This is a genomic window from Gemmata obscuriglobus (assembly GCF_008065095.1).
Classification (GTDB): Bacteria; Planctomycetota; Planctomycetia; order Gemmatales; family Gemmataceae; genus Gemmata; species Gemmata obscuriglobus.
In genome coordinates this window covers 1,397,970-1,413,536 of record NZ_CP042911.1, presented here as the reverse complement: position 1 = coordinate 1,413,536, position 15,567 = coordinate 1,397,970, and the positions used below count along the sequence as shown (strand labels likewise).

Annotated in this window: 13 protein-coding genes; 5 read left to right on the top strand and 8 right to left on the bottom strand. The window is 72.4% G+C overall.

The window, feature by feature from the left end:
- Positions 1 to 119: 119 nt before the first annotated feature.
- The 4 genes from GobsT_RS05850 to GobsT_RS05835 all read right to left on the bottom strand — a co-directional run bounded on the left by GobsT_RS05850 (position 120) and on the right by GobsT_RS05835 (position 6,489).
- A complete protein-coding gene (locus tag GobsT_RS05850; protein WP_010053397.1) occupies positions 120 to 965 on the bottom strand; it encodes a hypothetical protein in 846 nt (281 codons plus the stop codon).
- An 839-nt stretch (positions 966 to 1,804) separates the two neighbouring features.
- Positions 1,805 to 4,528 (bottom strand): phage/plasmid primase, P4 family, encoded by a 2,724-nt coding sequence (locus GobsT_RS05845; protein ID WP_109571250.1) that lies wholly within the window; start codon positions 4,526 to 4,528, stop codon positions 1,805 to 1,807.
- A gap of 542 nt (positions 4,529 to 5,070) precedes the next feature.
- On the bottom strand, positions 5,071 to 5,592 hold the full coding sequence (locus GobsT_RS05840) for a TIGR02996 domain-containing protein (RefSeq protein WP_010052829.1): 522 nt from the start codon (positions 5,590 to 5,592) through the stop codon (positions 5,071 to 5,073).
- 294 nt (positions 5,593 to 5,886) lie between these two features.
- Positions 5,887 to 6,489, bottom strand: a complete 603-nt coding sequence (locus tag GobsT_RS05835; RefSeq protein WP_010052831.1) for a helix-turn-helix domain-containing protein — start codon at positions 6,487 to 6,489, stop codon at positions 5,887 to 5,889.
- A gap of 152 nt (positions 6,490 to 6,641) precedes the next feature.
- On the opposite strand from GobsT_RS05835, the gene GobsT_RS05830 reads away from it, so the two are divergent.
- The gene (locus GobsT_RS05830; protein ID WP_010052833.1) at positions 6,642 to 6,941 is read left to right on the top strand and encodes a hypothetical protein; all 300 of its coding nucleotides are present in this window, start codon (positions 6,642 to 6,644) and stop codon (positions 6,939 to 6,941) included.
- Positions 6,942 to 7,526: 585 nt separating this feature from the next.
- Positions 7,527 to 7,838 (top strand): hypothetical protein, encoded by a 312-nt coding sequence (locus tag GobsT_RS05825; protein ID WP_010053134.1) that lies wholly within the window; start codon positions 7,527 to 7,529, stop codon positions 7,836 to 7,838.
- Here the strand turns inward: GobsT_RS05825 and GobsT_RS05820 are convergent.
- Entirely contained in the window at positions 7,765 to 8,001 is a 237-nt protein-coding gene (locus tag GobsT_RS05820) for a hypothetical protein (protein ID WP_010053136.1), read from the bottom strand. The genes GobsT_RS05825 and GobsT_RS05820 overlap by 74 nt on opposite strands.
- A gap of 111 nt (positions 8,002 to 8,112) precedes the next feature.
- Between GobsT_RS05820 and GobsT_RS05815 the strand changes: the two genes are divergently transcribed.
- Positions 8,113 to 8,892 (top strand): hypothetical protein, encoded by a 780-nt coding sequence (locus GobsT_RS05815; RefSeq protein ID WP_010053138.1) that lies wholly within the window; start codon positions 8,113 to 8,115, stop codon positions 8,890 to 8,892.
- A 219-nt stretch (positions 8,893 to 9,111) separates the two neighbouring features.
- Here the strand turns inward: GobsT_RS05815 and aat are convergent, their stop codons facing one another.
- Positions 9,112 to 9,831 carry a leucyl/phenylalanyl-tRNA--protein transferase gene (gene aat / locus GobsT_RS05810; protein ID WP_010053774.1) on the bottom strand — a complete coding sequence of 240 codons (720 nt, stop codon included), beginning with the start codon at positions 9,829 to 9,831 and terminating at the stop codon, positions 9,112 to 9,114.
- A 286-nt stretch (positions 9,832 to 10,117) separates the two neighbouring features.
- Entirely contained in the window at positions 10,118 to 10,684 is a 567-nt protein-coding gene (locus GobsT_RS05805) for a hypothetical protein (RefSeq protein WP_010051486.1), read from the bottom strand.
- A gap of 225 nt (positions 10,685 to 10,909) precedes the next feature.
- Here GobsT_RS05805 and gyrA point away from each other — a divergent pair, with 225 nt between their 5' ends.
- Positions 10,910 to 13,642: a DNA gyrase subunit A gene (gyrA, locus tag GobsT_RS05800; RefSeq protein ID WP_109571251.1), complete on the top strand. Its 2,733-nt coding sequence runs from the start codon at positions 10,910 to 10,912 to the stop codon at positions 13,640 to 13,642.
- Positions 13,643 to 13,753: 111 nt separating this feature from the next.
- Here gyrA and GobsT_RS37515 read toward each other — a convergent pair whose 3' ends face one another.
- Positions 13,754 to 13,930, bottom strand: coding sequence for a hypothetical protein (locus GobsT_RS37515; protein WP_162542175.1), 177 nt, complete (start codon positions 13,928 to 13,930; stop codon positions 13,754 to 13,756).
- 124 nt (positions 13,931 to 14,054) lie between these two features.
- On the opposite strand from GobsT_RS37515, the gene GobsT_RS05795 reads away from it, so the two are divergent.
- Positions 14,055 to 15,068 carry an NAD-dependent epimerase/dehydratase family protein gene (locus tag GobsT_RS05795; RefSeq protein WP_010049112.1) on the top strand — a complete coding sequence of 338 codons (1,014 nt, stop codon included), beginning with the start codon at positions 14,055 to 14,057 and terminating at the stop codon, positions 15,066 to 15,068.
- Positions 15,069 to 15,567 lie beyond the last annotated feature (499 nt).

Below are 15,567 nucleotides of genomic sequence, written 5' to 3'. Positions count from 1 at the left end.
GCGCCCCCTCCCGCTCCGGGACCACTCGTCCCGGCGCCACCCCCTCCCTTCAGGGAGGGGCCGGGGTGGGTTGCCTTTGCTCCCCCTCCCTTCAGGGAGGGCGAGTGCCTTTTGCCTTTTCACTTTTGCCTTACTTCCATCTCGGCCAGCAGGTCCGACGCCACCGCCAGCAGCGCGTCCATCAGCGGCCAGCGGTCCCCGCTCAGCGGCACCCCGTGCCGGGCGGCGATCCGCTCCAGCCGCTCCCGGTGCGGGCCGCGCAGCAGGTCCGGCAGCGCCCCGGCCACCCGCCCGCGGTCCGCCCGCACGAGGGCGCGCAGCCCCCGCTCCAGCGCCTTCAGCGACCGGTCGTCGCCGGCCCCGCCCGGCGCGGGTGTAACCCCCGTTACACCCGCGACACGCGACTCCGGTGTAACCCCCGTTACACCCGCGCCGCCCGACTCCGGTGTAACCCCCGTTACACCCGCGACACGCGACTCCGGTGTAACGGGGGTTACACCCGCGTGCGCGGCGTCGGCGAGGTCGCGGGCGACCTGGGTCGGGCTGACGCCCTCGGCCCGGGCGATTTCGCGCAGCGAGCGGCCGTCGTCCCGGGCGGCGCGGACCCGCTCGACCCGCGAGGCCCGCACCGCCTGCCGCTCCTCGGGCGTCAGGTGCCGCCGGTCCACGTTCAGCGCCAGGCACTCGGCCCGCGCCGCCTCGTCGCCCAGCGGCCCGCGGTGCTGCACCGGCACGTCGATTCCCAGCTCGGCGGCCAGTTCCAGCCGGGCGGCGCCGTCGATCACGCACCGCTCGCCCCACGCAGGGCTGTCGTAGGTCACCACCCGCACCAGCACCCGCTTGTGCGCGCGGATGCTGGCCGCCAGCTCGTCCCGCTCCTGCGCGGTGTGCGAGCGGATCAGCCGCGCGAACGGGAAGTGGTACGTCACGTTCCCGAACCGCAGCGCCGGGATCGGTTCCGTCATACAACTGCTCCTCCGCCGGTGCGGCGCGCGCAACACGCGCCGCTCATCGGCCAATGGCACCGGGGCCGCGCCCCGTATCCGCGCTCCGGTGGTCACCCCCGGTCACCCGGTTGGCAGGGGGGTGTGACCGCCGTAACTCCTTGCGGCGCAAGGAGTGGTCACCCCTGGTCACCCTGGTCACCCTGTTTCCTGTTTTTGTCCATCGCACACCGTCTCGCCGGTGTAACGTGTCGCCGGTGTAACGTGGTCCGGCGCTCGTTACACACGCGCCAGGGGGGGCGGCGGAGTGTTACGGGGGGTAGGGAGGGTGTGACCGGGGTGACCGCGGGTGACCAAGCCTTGCGCCGCAACGACTTACGGCGGTCACCCGGGGGTGACCAGAGGGTGACCGGGGGTGACCACCTACCCCCCGGCCCCCTCCCTGAAGGGAGGGGGAGGAAGACAACCTACCCCCCGGCCCCCTCCCTGAAGGGAGGGGGAGGAAGACAACCTACCCCCCGGCCCCCTCCCTGAAGGGAGGGGGTGGCGCCGGGACGAGTGGTCCCGGAGCGGGAGGGGGCGCGTGCGGGGCAACCTACCCCCCGGCCCCCTCCCTAAAGGGAGGGGGTGGCGCCGGGACGAGTGGTCCCGGAGCGGGAGAGGGCGCGTGCGGGGCAACCTACCCCCCGGCCCCCTCCCTGAAGGGAGGGGGGGAAGACACGGGCGAACGCGAAGCGTGGCGTGCGCCTCTCGCGCCGGGACCAACGCTCCCGGCGCCACCCCTTCCCTTCCGCCGGCCCACGGAAGCTCCGCTGACCGGGCCGGCGAGCACGCCGAGGGGGCCGGGGGGTAGGTCTTCCTCACCCCGGGCGGTCGTCGTCCGGGGTCCAGCCGGTGGCGTCCCGGCGGCGGCGGTCGTACTCGGTCAGCAGCCCGTCCGGGCGTCCCTCCGTCCACGTCACCCCGGAGTACACGTTCTGCCGCTCCCGGCCGTTCCGCGGCCGGGACTTCGTCACCCGGCGGAACACCTTCCGCACCTCCGCCCCGAAGTTCCCGTCCGCCAGCGGCAAGTACCGCCGCTGCCGGCACCACTCCACGTACGCCGCGAACAGCTCCACGCACCGCAGCGCCGCGCCCTCCTGCGCCCGCACGTGCTCACCCAGGAACAGCCGGTGCGGGTTGCACAACTCCCGGTGCTCGGCCTTCGCCGCCTCGCACGCCGCGCTGGACGTGAACCCGTTCGCCCGGTGCAGCCGCAGCAGCCCCGCCAGCGCCCAGTTCAGCACGCCCGGCAATTCCCCGGACGATACCCACCACTCCGGCTCGCTCATCCCCCGCACCCGCTCCTCCGCCGAGATCACCGCCGTGAACGGCACCAACTGGTACCGCCGCCACACCCCCTCCGTGCGGTCCGCGAACCGCGGCGGGGTGTTGGTGGAGAGCAGCAGCCGGGCCGTGGGCCGGGCCGAGACCGGGGCCTTGTTCTTCCGGTCGAACGTCATCAGATCGCCGCCCACGAAGCTCTTCAGCTTGGCCTCCGCCACCTTGTCCAGCTCCCCCACCTCGGCCACCGCGTTCACCAGCTTCCCCAGCGTCGCCCCCAGCGTGAACCGCTCGCCGAACTCCTCCAGCGGCACCGACGCGTAGTTGTGGTCGCCGATCAGCGCGCGCAGCGCCGCCAGGAACGTACTCTTCCCGTTCGCGCCGTCGCCCGTTAGTAGGAAAAACTGCTGAAAGCGGGTGTCGAACCGGAGCAAGTACCCGGCGATCTCCTGGAGGAGCGACTGCCGCTCCGCGTCCCCCTCGGTCACCCGGTCGAGGAACCGGAGGAAGGTCGGGCACTCTGCGGCCGGGTCGAACGCGACCGGGATCGCGGCCGGGGTGAAGTACAGCGGCGTGGCCGGGTGCAGCGTCGCGCGGCCGGTCGCGAACAGTTCGGCCACGTCGATCAGCCCGTTGGCGCACGCCACGAACTCGCGCGGCTCCGGGGCCGGGCGCAGCCGGGGGATGTGGTCCGCGTCGGCCGGGTCGGCGGCCAGCAGCACCGGCCACGCGACCGCCCCGTCCAGGTGGCACATGGAGGCCGCGGCCGTCACGGCGTTGCCCACCTTCCGCGTGTCCAGCTTCACCACCTTGGGCCGCGGCCCCTGCCGCCCGCCGTGCCCCCAAGCCGCCACCGCCACCCGGTGCGCCGCCTCGCACTCGCCCCGCAGCACCACCCACGCCCGCTTCTCGAAGTCGTCGTCGGGCACCGACACGTACCGCCCGTCGCGCCACTCCCACCACTCCGCCCGGTGGTAGATCACCGTGGGCAGCTCGCCCGCCCGCGGCACCAGCAGCCGCCCGAGCCGGTGCGGGTCCAGAAAGTCCTCGTGGACCGGCTCCGGATCGTTCGCCCCCTCCCCTGCCCCGCTCGGCGCGGGTGGCGGTGGCGGGGGCGGTGCGGCGGTCCCGTCGCTTCCCGCGGTGGCCGGCGCGGCCGGGCGGCGCGGGGCGTACCCTTCGGTGCGGAGCCGCTCGGCCAGCCGGGCGAAGTCCCCGCCGAACTCCAGGTGGCACCGCAACTGGCTGGGGTTCAGCCCGCGGTCCGGGGGGACGTTGGTGGCGTCGGTGAACCCGTAGAAGATCGGCACCCCGGACACCGGCATCAGGTTGCCGCTCGTGTCGGCGTCCTTGCCCGGTCGGCGGAAGTCCCAGCGCGGCCCGCGCCGCCCCAAGGGGGTCCACCCGTGCCGCTGGAGCAGGTCCCCGACCGCCTCTTCCGTGGCCGCGCGGTTGTACGCCGCGAACACGTCCGTTTCCCCGTCGGGGCCGGGCCGGCGCTGCGGCGCCCGCGCAACGGGGGCGGGGGCGGGGGCGCGGACGGGTTCCGGGGCGCGGGTGTCGGGGGGGATCAGGGCCGGAGAGTCGCCGGTCAGCGACAGCACGTGTTCCACGGCGTCGGCCCCGGTGCGCCAGCCGGTGCCGTCCCACACGGGTGACCAGAAGTCCCGGGCGTGGTGCCGGCCGACCAGCCGGAGCCAGCTCCCGTACCGGGCGTTCGCGCGCAGCTCGCGCTGCTTGGGGAACGTCTCCGGCGCGCCGGGGAGGCCGAACGCGGCGTGGTCACGGGCCAGCCAGCGGCCGAACGCGAACAGCTCCCGGGCCGGCACCGGCTCGGCGAACAGGGCCAGCAGGTGGAACCCGCCGGTGCCGTTGGACTGCGTGAGGAGCGGGCGGAACCCGAGGCCGGTGAGGCGGTCGAAGCCGGCCCGCGCGAACCGCTCGTTGGCGTCCGGGTCGAACGGCCGGTCGGCGTGCGCGTCCACGTCCACCGCGACCCACTTCCCGGTGCCGTCCGGGGCGATGGCGTGCAGCCCGACCACGTGGGCCGCGGCGGTGGCGCTGAAGTGCTGGACGAGCCGGGAGTGGCTGACGAACCCGGGGATCGGCACCTTCGGCGGGCGGGTGGTGCGGTGGACCGTCCCGCCCGCGCCGACGAAGCACCCGCCGCACCGGTCGGTGCGGTTCACCATGCGGAGCAGCGCCCAGCGCGCCAGCTCGTCGGCCCGCGCGTGCCAGGGGTTCGGGTGGGCGACGGTCATAAATCGGTCCAGGCGTGAACGCGAAACAGGAGAGGCAACCTACCCCCCGGGCAACCTACCCCCCGGCCCCGAAGAACCTACCCCCCGGCCCCCTCCCTAAAGGGAGGGGGTGGCGCCGATAGGATTGGTCCCGGCGCGGAAGGCGCACGCGGGGCGTAGACCTACCCCCCGGCCCCCTCCCTGAAGGGAGGGGGTGGCGCCGGGAGGAGTGGTCCTGGCGCGAGCGGGGGCGCGTGCGGGGCGACCTACCCCCCGGCCCCCTCCCTGAAGGGAGGGGGTGGCGCCGATAGGAGTGGTCCCGGCGCGGAAGGCGCACGCCACGCTTCAAGTTCGCCCGTGTCTTCCTCCCCTCCCTTCAGGGAGGGGCTGGGGGTGGGTTGTATTCGGTTCTGCTCCCCCTCCCTTCAGGGAGGGGGCTGGGGGGTAGGTCGCCCCGCACGCGCCCCCCTCTCGCACCGGGACCACCCCTCACCGCGCCACCCCCTCCCTTCAGGGAGGGGGCCGAGGGGTAGGTTCTTCGGGGCCGGGTGGGTCGGTCGCCATCACCCCCGCGCCGGCGCGAGCCGGGACGCCAGCGGGCGCGCCCGCTCCGGACGCACCCCCGCAATGAGCAGGTGCGCCAGCGGTTGATCGTCCTGAAGCGCGTCCAGTACGACACTCGCGGCGTGCGCCGAGCAGAACCGGGCGGCGCGCACGAACCCGCGCTCGAACTCGAACGCGACCGCGTACCGCCGCCCCGAACCGGGCAGCGCCAGCGCGCACGACACCGCCCGCCCGCGCCGGCACCCGGCCCCCGACCCCGCCCCGAACCGGGCGAGCACCCCCGGCACCAGCCGGCGCCAATTCGCCCCTGTCGCCCCCAGCAGCCACCGGTACGCGGCCCGGGGCATGGCCCGCCGCGGCCGGTCCCCGCACGACGCCCGGATGAACTCCGCCGTCGCCGCGTCCCGGTCGCCGGCCCCCCGGTCGTCGAGCCAGTCGGCGTACACGAGGCGCAGGGTGTCGTCGTCGGGCCGCGCCCGGATCGCGCCCAGCAGCGCCGCCCGCTCGGGGTGTGTCGTCACGCGGTGCTCCTCGTACACAAAGGCAACCTACCCCCCGGCCGCGAAGACCTACCCCCCGGCCCCCTCGTCGTGCTCGCCGGCCCGGTCAGCGGAGCTTCCGTGGGCCGGCGGAAGGGAGGGGGTGGCGCCGATAGGAGTGGTCCCGTGGCGAGAGGCGCACGCGAAGCGAGAACCCACCCCCAGCCCCTCCCTGCAGGGAGGGGAGAAAAACCACGGCGCATCGATCTCGCCTTGGGCGCGCGGTGGTTTCTGCTCCCCCTCCCTTCAGGGAGGGGGCCGGGGGGTAGGTTGTCTTCACGCCAGCGCCGCGGCGCGCGGCAGGTCTACCCCGGGCGCGAACCGGTCGTGGCGGGCCGCCAGGGCCACCGCCAGCGCGCGCACGTCGAGCGGCTTCTGGAACAGCGCGTCGAACCCGGCCGCCAGCAGCTCCCCGGGCGCCGTCTCGTCCTCGCCCGTCAGCGCCGCCAGGTACGCCCGCGCGGGCGGCTCCGCGCCCCGCAGCCGCTCCGCGATCGCCACCCCGTCCCCGCGCCCCACCGCCAGGTCCACCACTATTGCTCCTAATGGCACCGCGCTCGCCAGCGCGCCGGCGTGGAACAGCGAGGGCGGCGCCTCCACCTTGAACGCCGGCGCCGGCAGCAGCTCCCGCAGCCGCCCCGCCGCCCGCGGCTCCGCACCGACCAGCAGCACCACGAACGACTCCTCCGCCTCCAGAGCCGCCGTCGGCATCCCGTTCTCGCGCAAAAACCGCATCAGGTTCTCGCGCGGGATGCGGCGGTCATTGGACCCCGGCATCCGGTACCCCTTCAGGCGCCCCGCGTCGAACCACTTCGACACCGTCCGCGGCGCGACGTTGCACAGCTTCGCCACCTGCCCGCTGGTGAACACCTTCTTCACGAGAGCACTCCTCAAAGGGGAACCCGAAGGGTCCGGCGAACCCGGCGCACAGTCCCGCGCGCCGGCGAAATCGTCACAAACAGCCGTCTCGATGTCCGGTCGCGCGACCGTCACACGTATCAGTGGGCGTCCGTTCTCGCAGGAGGTTCGCCGTGCGCAGGCTGCTACCACTGGTGCTGATGTTCGCTTGCGGGCTCGCCGTGGGGCTGGTGGCCCGCGGCCGCCCGGCCCGGCCCGCGCCGGAGCTGCCGCCCATCGACTTCACCGGCCCGGTGACGGTCAGCCGGCTGCACCCGCCCGGCCCCGAGGTGATCAAGCTGCGCCCCTACGCGGTCACCGTGGACGGCCGCAACTGCACCCGCGAGCCCGGCGGCGTCCCCGACGAGCCCTGGCTCATCCACCTCGACGGCGGCCGCATGCAGCTCTCCTGCGCCCTCGAAGAGCGCCACTGAAAGGCAACCCACCCCCGACCCCCTCCCTGAAAGGAGGGGAGGAAAGGCAACCTACCCCCCAGTCCCCTCCCTGAAGGGAGGGGGTGGCGCCGAGAGGAGTGGTCCCGGCGTGAGAGGCGCGCGCGTGCGGGGCGACCTACCCCCCGGCCCCCTCCCTGAAGGGAGGGGGTGGCGCCGAGAGGAGTGGTCCCGGCGCGAGCGGGTGGCGCCACGCTTCAAATTCGCCCGTGTCTTCCTCCCCTCCCTTCAGGGAGGGGGCCGGGGGGTGGGTCTGCGCCCCGCGCCCTCCTTCCGCTTCGGGACCACTCCTCTCGGCGCCACCCCTTCCCTTTAGGGAGGGGGCCGGGGGGTAGGTTGCCTTTACTCCCCCTCCCTTCAGGGAGGGGGCCGGGGGGTAGGTTGCCTTGGGCCGGGGGGTAGGTTGTCTCCCTTGCACATACTGTTCTTTTGTCCACTTATAAAGTGTTAACACTTTTCGCATTCCTGTCAACACTGGTAGCGAGATGCGGTTGCGGGAATTTCGGTTTGCGGTCACACTGGTTGGCGCCGGTGCGGGTGCGCCGGGCTCCGGAACCGAGGGTCGGCATGGCGAAGACGGGGCGCCCGCGCAAGGGCGAAGCGGACCAGGAGACCACCCAGGTGCGGTGCTTCCGGCAGATGGCCCAGCAGCTCGCGGAGCTGACGCTGGTGCTCCCGCTGTCCACGGCCCAACTGCTCCAGCGGGTGGCCGGGGCCAACCTGGCCGAGCTGCACGAGACGCACCGCGAGCAGATCCGCAAGGTGCAGGCCGCCGAGGAGGCCGCCGCCGCCGCCCGGCTCGCGGCTATGGCGGCGGCGGCGGAGCTGGAACGGCAGCGGCAGCGGGCGCCGGCCCGGAAGCCGCGAGCGGGATCCTGAGCCGCATCGGCTCCAGGTCGTCCGCCGCGGTCGCGTACAGCGCCGCCCGCACCGTGTCCGGGTGGTACTCCCGCACCCACAGCCGCGCCGCCGCGCACAGCAGGCCGTACACGTCCCCCGCGTCGATCAGCCGCACCAGCTCCGCACGAATTTCGTCGCCCACACCGTCGCCCTCGCAACTGGTCAATTGTACACTAAACCATAAGCGACGCGCCCGCCCCGTGAGAACCGCTCACCCGTGTGGGACAGGAAAATACACGCCGGGAGCCCGAGCATGGGTTCGACCTACGAAACCGAGCTGCGGCAGATCTTCTTCGCGGCCCGCGGGCTGATGCGGCGGCACGGCCGCGAGCGGCTGCGGGAGAGCCTGAACCTGGACGGGGTCCGCATCACGCTCGGCGCGCGGGCGGAGGCGGCGGACCCGGACGCGAGCACCGCGGACCTGCCGCCGGAGCTGGGGGCCAAGCCGTCGCCGGCGCTGCGGCGTGCGTTCCGGGTGCTGCGGCGGCTGCGGGAGGAGCGCGGCCCGGAGGCGGTGATCCGCGCCGGCGAGGTGGCGGAGCGGTGGGCGCGGGACTACCCGAACAAGCCGCCCAAGAAGGACACGGTGAAGCAGGCGCTGCGGCAGCTCCGGCAGCGGCACGTGGCGTACTCGTCGGACGCGCGGGGGTGGGTGTTCGGGCGCCAGCAGGGGACGCTGTTCCCGGCCCCCGAGCCGGAGCCCGCGCCGCCCCCGCCGGCGCGCCCGAAGCCGCGCCCGCCGGCCCGGACGGTGTGGGTGCCGGGCGAGCTGGAGGGCGAGGCGGTGGTGGTGACCGACGCCCGCACCGAGCAGACGTGCGAGGTGCCGGGCGGGCCGGGCGCGCGGCTGGAGGTGGCGAGCCGGTCGGGCCGGGTGCGGGCGGTGCCGGCGGTGCGCGGGGAGCTGCTGGGCCGGGACGGCCCGCTGGCGCTGGTGAAGCTGCCGACCGGGGAGAAGGTGTACACGCGGGTGCTGGGCGACTGGCACCTGGACGGCCGCCTCGGCCCCGAAGCGGACGCGGACGCGGGGTGAAGGCGCACGCTTCCCGGCCCCCAAGACAACCTACCCCCCGGCCCCCTCCCTGAAGGGAGGGGGTGGCGCCGATAGGAGTGGTCCCGACGCGAGATGGGGGCGCTGGTTTTGCTCCCCCTCCCTTCAGGGAGGGGGCCGGGGGGTAGGTTGCCTTTGCTCCCCTCCCTGCAGGGAGGGGCTGGGGGGTGGGTTGCCTTGGGGTGGGTCGCCTTCGCGCGGTCAGGCGAAGCTGATGCCGGTCATGGCGACGGCGCGGCGGAGCCGCTTCAGGTACTCGCGGCGCGGCACCTCGGTGGCGCCCATCGTCGTCGTGTGGTCCGTCTTCATCTGCACGTCCAGCAGCACGTACCCGCGCTCCCGGAGCCGCTGCACCAGCGCCGCCAGCGCCACCTTCGAGCCGTCCGTCACCCGGTAGAACATCGACTCCGCCGCGAACAGCCCGCCGATGCTCACCCCGTAGGTGCCGCCGGCCAGCTCCCAGGCGTCCGGCCCCGCGCCCCCGGCCCACACCCACGTCTCCAGGCTGTGCGCGTGCCCGAGCCGGTGCAGCTCGGCGTACCCGGCCAGCATCTCCGGGGTCACCCAGGTGCCCTCCGGGCGGCGCTCCCCGCACTCGCGCATCACCGTCGCGAAGCACTGGTTCACGGTCACCCGGAACTTGCCCGAGCGGATGGTCCGGGCCAGCCGCCGCGACACGTGCAGCCCGCCGTACCCCGGCGCCCCGTCCGCCGACTCGCCGTGCAGCTCGATCACCCCGCGCGGGTCCGGGGACCACCACAGGATCGGGTCGCCCTCGTTGAACCACGGGAACACGCCGTCGGCGTAGGCGCGCAGCAGCGTGGCCGGGCGCAGGTCGCCGCCCACCCCGACGAACCCGTCGGGCTCCGCCAGTTCCGGCGGGATCCACGGCACCTCGCGGTTACCCCAAATGCCGCTCACGGTCGCTTCCTTCGGGTACGGACACGGAACAGTGGGGGGCGGAGAATAACCCTTCAGTGTCGCACCGGCCACGCGAGCCCGGCGCGACACCACCCGAGCCGCACCGGCCGCTCCCTTGACGAGCCGCGACCGCCAGGGAGCGGGACACGTTACACCGCTCCCTGGCGGTCGCGGCTCGTCAAGGAAGCGACACCGCAGGCGGGTTCGTGGATCACCCCGGCCGGCTACAGAATACGTCGTGAATTCGGTGCCGGCGGCCCGTGACGGCGATTTGTTCGCGCGCGGGCTACTTGCCCAGCTTGGCGAGCAACTCGCGTGCCTCGGCGGCGGCCTTGGTGGCGCCGTACTTCTGCACCACCAGCGTGAGCAGCGTCTTGGCCGGGTCGGGCTTGCCGCCGTCGATCAGCTTTTTGGCCTGCGCCACCCGGTCGGCGGCGGCTTTTTCGTCCTCGGCGGTCGCGGCGGCGGCGGTGAGCAGCACCCACCCGTCGCGCTTGTCGCCGTCCTTCGACACCACCGTGTAGCCCAGCCCGCCGCCGGCCGCCTTGAGCACCTCGGCGAGCGCGTCCTCGACCGGCTTGTCCTTGCACCGGTAGGTCACCCGCTGCGCGTGCGGGAAGCCGGGGCCGTAGGCCCACAGGATCAGCATATCCGCTCGGGCGTCGGCCTGCGCGGCGAACTCTTTGAGCACGTCCCCGAGCCGCGCGTCCCGGGCCTCCATGCTCACCTTCGCCTTGAGCGCTTTGGTGCGGGTGAGTTCGGCCGCCGGGGTGGCGGCGTCGGGCGCCGGCTGGGCCGAAAAGCCGGGGCCGGCGAGGGCCAGGGCCGCCGCGAACGGGACGATCGAACGCATGGCGAAGTACCGTCGGTGGGGAGGGGCCGCGCGCCCCGCGGAGGGGCCGCCCGGCCAGTTTACTCGGCTTCCACTTTCCGCGCACCAAAAACCGCCCGCGGGGCCGCTACGGCGCTGGCTCGGGGGGCACGATTTCCCTAGAATATCAACGTACTTCGCGGGTTACCAGTCGCCACGGGACCGCCGCCGTTTCGGCCGCGCGGGGCACACTCCAAGGAGCCTTCTTTGGCCGACGCCACCACACCGCCGTCCGGTCCCAACGAACCACCCGCCGCGGGCGCGGTCGCGCCGATCAACCCGCTCGACATCGTCGACGAGCTGCGCGACAGCTACCTCACCTACGCCCAGTCGGTCATCATCAGCCGCGCCCTGCCGGACGTGCGCGACGGGCTCAAGCCGTCGCAGCGGCGCATCCTGGTGGCCATGAACGACCTCGGGCTCGGGCCGGCGTCGTCCACCAGCAAGTGCGCCGGCATCATCGGCGAGACGATGAAGCGGTACCACCCGCACGGCGACGCCAGCATCTACGACTCGCTCGTCCGCATGGCCCAGGACTGGAACCTCCGGTACCGGCTGGTCCACGGGCAGGGGAACTTCGGCTCCATCGCCGGCCTGCCCCCCGCCGCCCACCGGTACACGGAGGCCCGCCTCACGCCCGCCGCCGGCGAACTGCTCGAAGACCTCGAGCGCGACACCGTCGATTTCATCGACAACTACGACGGCAAGTACCGCGAGCCGCTCGTGCTCCCGGGCAAGTTCCCGAACCTGCTGGTGAACGGCTCGGACGGCATCGCCGTCGGCATGGCCACCCACATCCCGCCGCACAACCTGCGCGAGGTGTGCAAGGCGCTCGTCCTGCTGCTCGACAACCCCGGGGCCACGCTCGCCGACCTGATCCAGATCATCCCCGGCCCGGACTTCCCCACCGGCGGCATCATCATGGGCCGCCAGGGGCTGCTCGAGGCCTACGCCCGCGGGGCCGGCAAGATCACCCTCCGCGCCCGCGCGCAGGTGATGGAAGAGGTGAAGGGCCGGTCCCCCAGCATCCTCATCTCCGAGGTGCCGTTCCAGGTCACCCGCAACGCCATCGTCGAGGAGATCGCGCACCTCGTGAAGGAGGAGCGCATCCCGGACGTGAGCGGGGTCCGCGACGAGTCCAGCGCCCGCAACGGGGAGCCGGTGCGGCTGATCGTCGAGATCAAGCGCGGCAAGGACCCGCACCTCGTACTGAACCAGCTCTACCAGTACACGAAGCTCCAGAAGACGGTCAGCATCATCATGCTGGCGCTGGTGGACGGCCGCCCGCGCGAGCTGACGCTCAAGGAGATGCTGCAAAAGTTCCTGGACCACCGGGTCCACGTGATCCGCCGCCGCACCGAGTTCCTGCTGCGCGAGGCCAAGAAGCGCGGCCACGTGCTCGAAGGGCAGCTCATCGCCATCGCGGACATCGAGCAGGTGATCCAGATCTGCCGCACGTCCCCGAACCGGGCCGAGGCCAAGGCCCGGCTCCAGGGGCTCGCGGTCCCGGCCGCCCTCATGCAGCGGGCCATCGGCGAGGGCGCGTTCGCGGCCCTCCAGCGCGAGCTGGGCGCGGTGGCCGAGTACCGCATGACCGAGCAGCAGGCCGAGGCCGTGGTGAACCTGCGGCTCGGGCAGCTCGCGGCCCTCGAGAGCGAGGAGATCCTGAAGGAGTACCTCCAGCTCCGCGAGCTGATCCGCGGGTACGAGACGCTCCTGTCCGACGACGCCAACATCCACGCCGTGATCCGCGAGGACCTGGAGCGGATGGCCGCCAAGTACGGCGACGACCGCAAGACGGAGGTGTCCGACGACGGCGGCGACGTGGACATGGAAGACCTGATCGTGGACGAGCCGAACGTCGTCACGATCTCGCACGAGGGGTTCGTCAAGCGGATGGCGCTGACCGAGTACCGGGTGCAGGGCCGCGGCGGCAAGGGCGTGCAGGGGGGGCTCCGGGACAACGACTTCGTCGAGCACTTCTTCGTCGCCAGCACCAAGGCGTACCTGCTGTGCTTCGCCAACACCGGCCGCATGTACTGGCTCAAGGTCTACCGCATCCCCACCGCCGGCCGCACCAGCCCGGGCCGGGCCATCGCCAACGTGCTGTCCCTGGCCGAGGGGGAGAAGATCAGCAGCATCGTGCCGGTGCGCGAGTTCGTCGAGGGCGCGCACCTGCTCATGGCCACCCGCCAGGGGACGGTGAAGAAGACCGACCTGATGGCGTACAGCAACGTCCGCCAGGGCGGCATCATCGGCATCACGCTTGATGAAGGCGACGAACTCATCAACGTGGCCCTCACCCGGGCCAACGACGAGGTGGTGCTGAGCACCCAGAAGGGGATGGCGATCCGGTTCCGCGAGTCCGCCATCCGCCCGATGGGCCGCACCGCCCGCGGGGTCCGCGGGATCAAGCTCGGCAAGGACGACGCGCTCGTGGGCATGGTGGTCGCGGACCCGGACGGGCTGTTGCTGACGGTGTGCGAGAACGGGTACGGCAAGCGCACCCCGTTCGGGGCCAACACCCCCCTCCCCGAGGGGGCGGTGGAGGCCGACGACGAGGCCGCGCCGGAGCCCGAGGTGGTGGAGCCGGAGGCGCCCGAGGGGGCCGAGGGCGAGGCCGAGGCCGACCCGTCCGGCATGCGGTACCGGCTCCAGGGCCGCGGCGGCAAGGGCGTGAAGGACGTGAAGGTGACCGCCAAGAACGGCAAGGTGATCAGCGTCACCAGCGTCCGCGACGGCGACGAGATCATGCTCATCACCAAGGACGGCATGGTGACCCGCAGCAAGGTGGGCGACATCCGCATCGTGGGCCGCAACACCCAGGGCGTGCGGGTGATGAACCTGCGCGACGGTGACAAGCTGGTGTCCGTCGCCAAGGTGGCCCAGGAGAACGTGGGCGACGCCGAGGCGAAGGAAGAAGACAAGAAGCCGCAATAAGAAGGCAGAAGACAGATTGGCCGCAAAGAAGACCAGGACAGAAGAGCGATTGGCCGCAAAAAAGCACAAAAAGCACAAAAGAAGACAGAAGACCAAGACAGAAGAGTGAGTTTAAAAGCACTTCTCTTTGTCCTGGTCTTCGGTTTCCTTTTGTGCTTTTTGTGCTTTTTTGCGGCCAATCGCTCTTCTGCTTTTCTCTCCTGTCTTCTGTTGTTCCCGTTTTGCGGCCAATCTCTCTGCTGTCTCTTCGGTTTCCTTTTGTGCTTTTTTGTGCTTTTTTGCGGCCAATCTCCTGCCTTCTGCCTTCCTCTGCGGTTTTCTGTTGTGCCCGTTGTGCTTTTTGTGGCTATCACTGCCTTCTGCCTCCTTTGCGGTCGATCTCCTCTCATTTTTGCGGCGAGGGCTCTCTCAAATGCGCGTGCTGATTACCGGCGGGTACGGGTTCATCGGGGCGTGGATCATCCGCAACCTGCTCGGGCGCGGCGACCAGGTGTGGGTGTACGACCTGCGCGAGGACGCCCGCCGGCTCCGGCTCGTCCTGCCCGAGAGCGAGGTCGCGAAGGTGACCTTCGTGCCGGGCGACGTGACGGACCTCAAGGCCCTCTCCGCGGCCATCGCCGCGCACCAGATCTCGCACGTCATCCACCTGGCCGGGTTGCAGGTGCCGACGTGCCGGGCCGACCCGATGCTGGGCGCGAAGGTGAACGTGCTGGGCACGCTGGCGGTGTTCGAGGCGGTGCGGGCGGCCGGGGCGCAGGTGCAGCGGCTGGTGTACGCCAGCTCCGCGGCGGTGTTCGGCGGCCCGGACAAGTACCCGGCCGGCGCGCAGGGGGACGACGCCCCGCTGATCCCCAGCACGCACTACGGCGTGTTCAAGTGCTGCAACGAGGGGAACGCGCGGATCTACTTCCAGGACTTCGGGCTGTCCAGCGTGGGGCTGCGGCCGTGGACCGTGTACGGCGCCGGCCGCGACCTGGGCATGACGTCCGAGCCCACGAAGGCGATCAAGGCGGCGCTGCTGGGGCGGCCGTACCACATCAACTTCGGCGGCTGGACCGACTTCCAGTACGTCGGGGACGTGGCCGAGGTGTTCGTGCAGTCGCTGGCCCGGCCGTACACCGGCGCGAAGAGCTACAACCTGCGCGGCGCGGTGGTGACGATGAAGGACTTCCACGCGGCCCTAGCGGCGGTGCTGCCGGAGGCGGCGAAGCTGGTGACGTTCGGCACCACGCAGATCGCCATCGCCTACGACCTGTCGGACGACGGGTTGCAGCGCGACCTGGGGCCGCTGCCGAAGACGGCGCTGGAGGCCGGCATCCGGGAGACGGTGGCGATCTTCCGCCAGCTCCAGAGCGAGGGGCGGCTGGACACCAGCGACCTGGAAGTACCGAAGACCGCCCCGGTCGTGGTGACCGACGAGCCGTAGGAACGGGGGGCGGGCGCACCCGCGCGGTCGGGGCCGGCGAGCACATACCGCGCGGTGGTGCGGTCGTAGCGGAAGGGAGGGGGAGCAAAGGCAACCTACCCCCCGGCCCCCTCCCTAAAGGGAGGGGGTGGCGCCGGGAGGAGTGGTCCCGGAGCGAGAGGCGCGCGCGGGGCAACCCACCCCCCAGCCCCCTCCCTGAAGGGAGGGGGAGCAAAGGCAACCTACCCCCCGGCCCCCTCCCTAAAGGGAGGGGGTGGCGCCGGGAGGAGTGGTCCCGGAGCGAGAGGCGCGCGCGGGGCGTAGACCCACCCCCCAGCCCCCTCCCTGAAGGGAGGGGGAGCAAAAGCCACCGCGCACCCGAGGCGGAATCGATGCGCCCGTGCTTTGCTCCCCTCCCTTCAGGGAGGGGCTGGGGGTAGGTTGCCTTTGCTCCCTTCCCGCCGGCCCACATTGCCCGCGCCCCGGCTGGCAGCGCCCCGGGCGGGCATCATTCCGCCAT

Coding starts and splice junctions, on each gene's coding strand:
- GobsT_RS05850 (WP_010053397.1), bottom strand. CDS start 965: ATGACGGAACCGATCCCGGCGCTGCGGTTCGGGAACGTGACGTACCAC.
- GobsT_RS05815 (WP_010053138.1), top strand. CDS start 8,113: ATGGGTTCGACCTACGAAACCGAGCTGCGGCAGATCTTCTTCGCGGCC.
- GobsT_RS05825 (WP_010053134.1), top strand. CDS start 7,527: ATGGCGAAGACGGGGCGCCCGCGCAAGGGCGAAGCGGACCAGGAGACC.
- GobsT_RS05845 (WP_109571250.1), bottom strand. CDS start 4,528: ATGACCGTCGCCCACCCGAACCCCTGGCACGCGCGGGCCGACGAGCTG.
- GobsT_RS05805 (WP_010051486.1), bottom strand. CDS start 10,684: ATGCGTTCGATCGTCCCGTTCGCGGCGGCCCTGGCCCTCGCCGGCCCC.
- GobsT_RS05795 (WP_010049112.1), top strand. CDS start 14,055: ATGCGCGTGCTGATTACCGGCGGGTACGGGTTCATCGGGGCGTGGATC.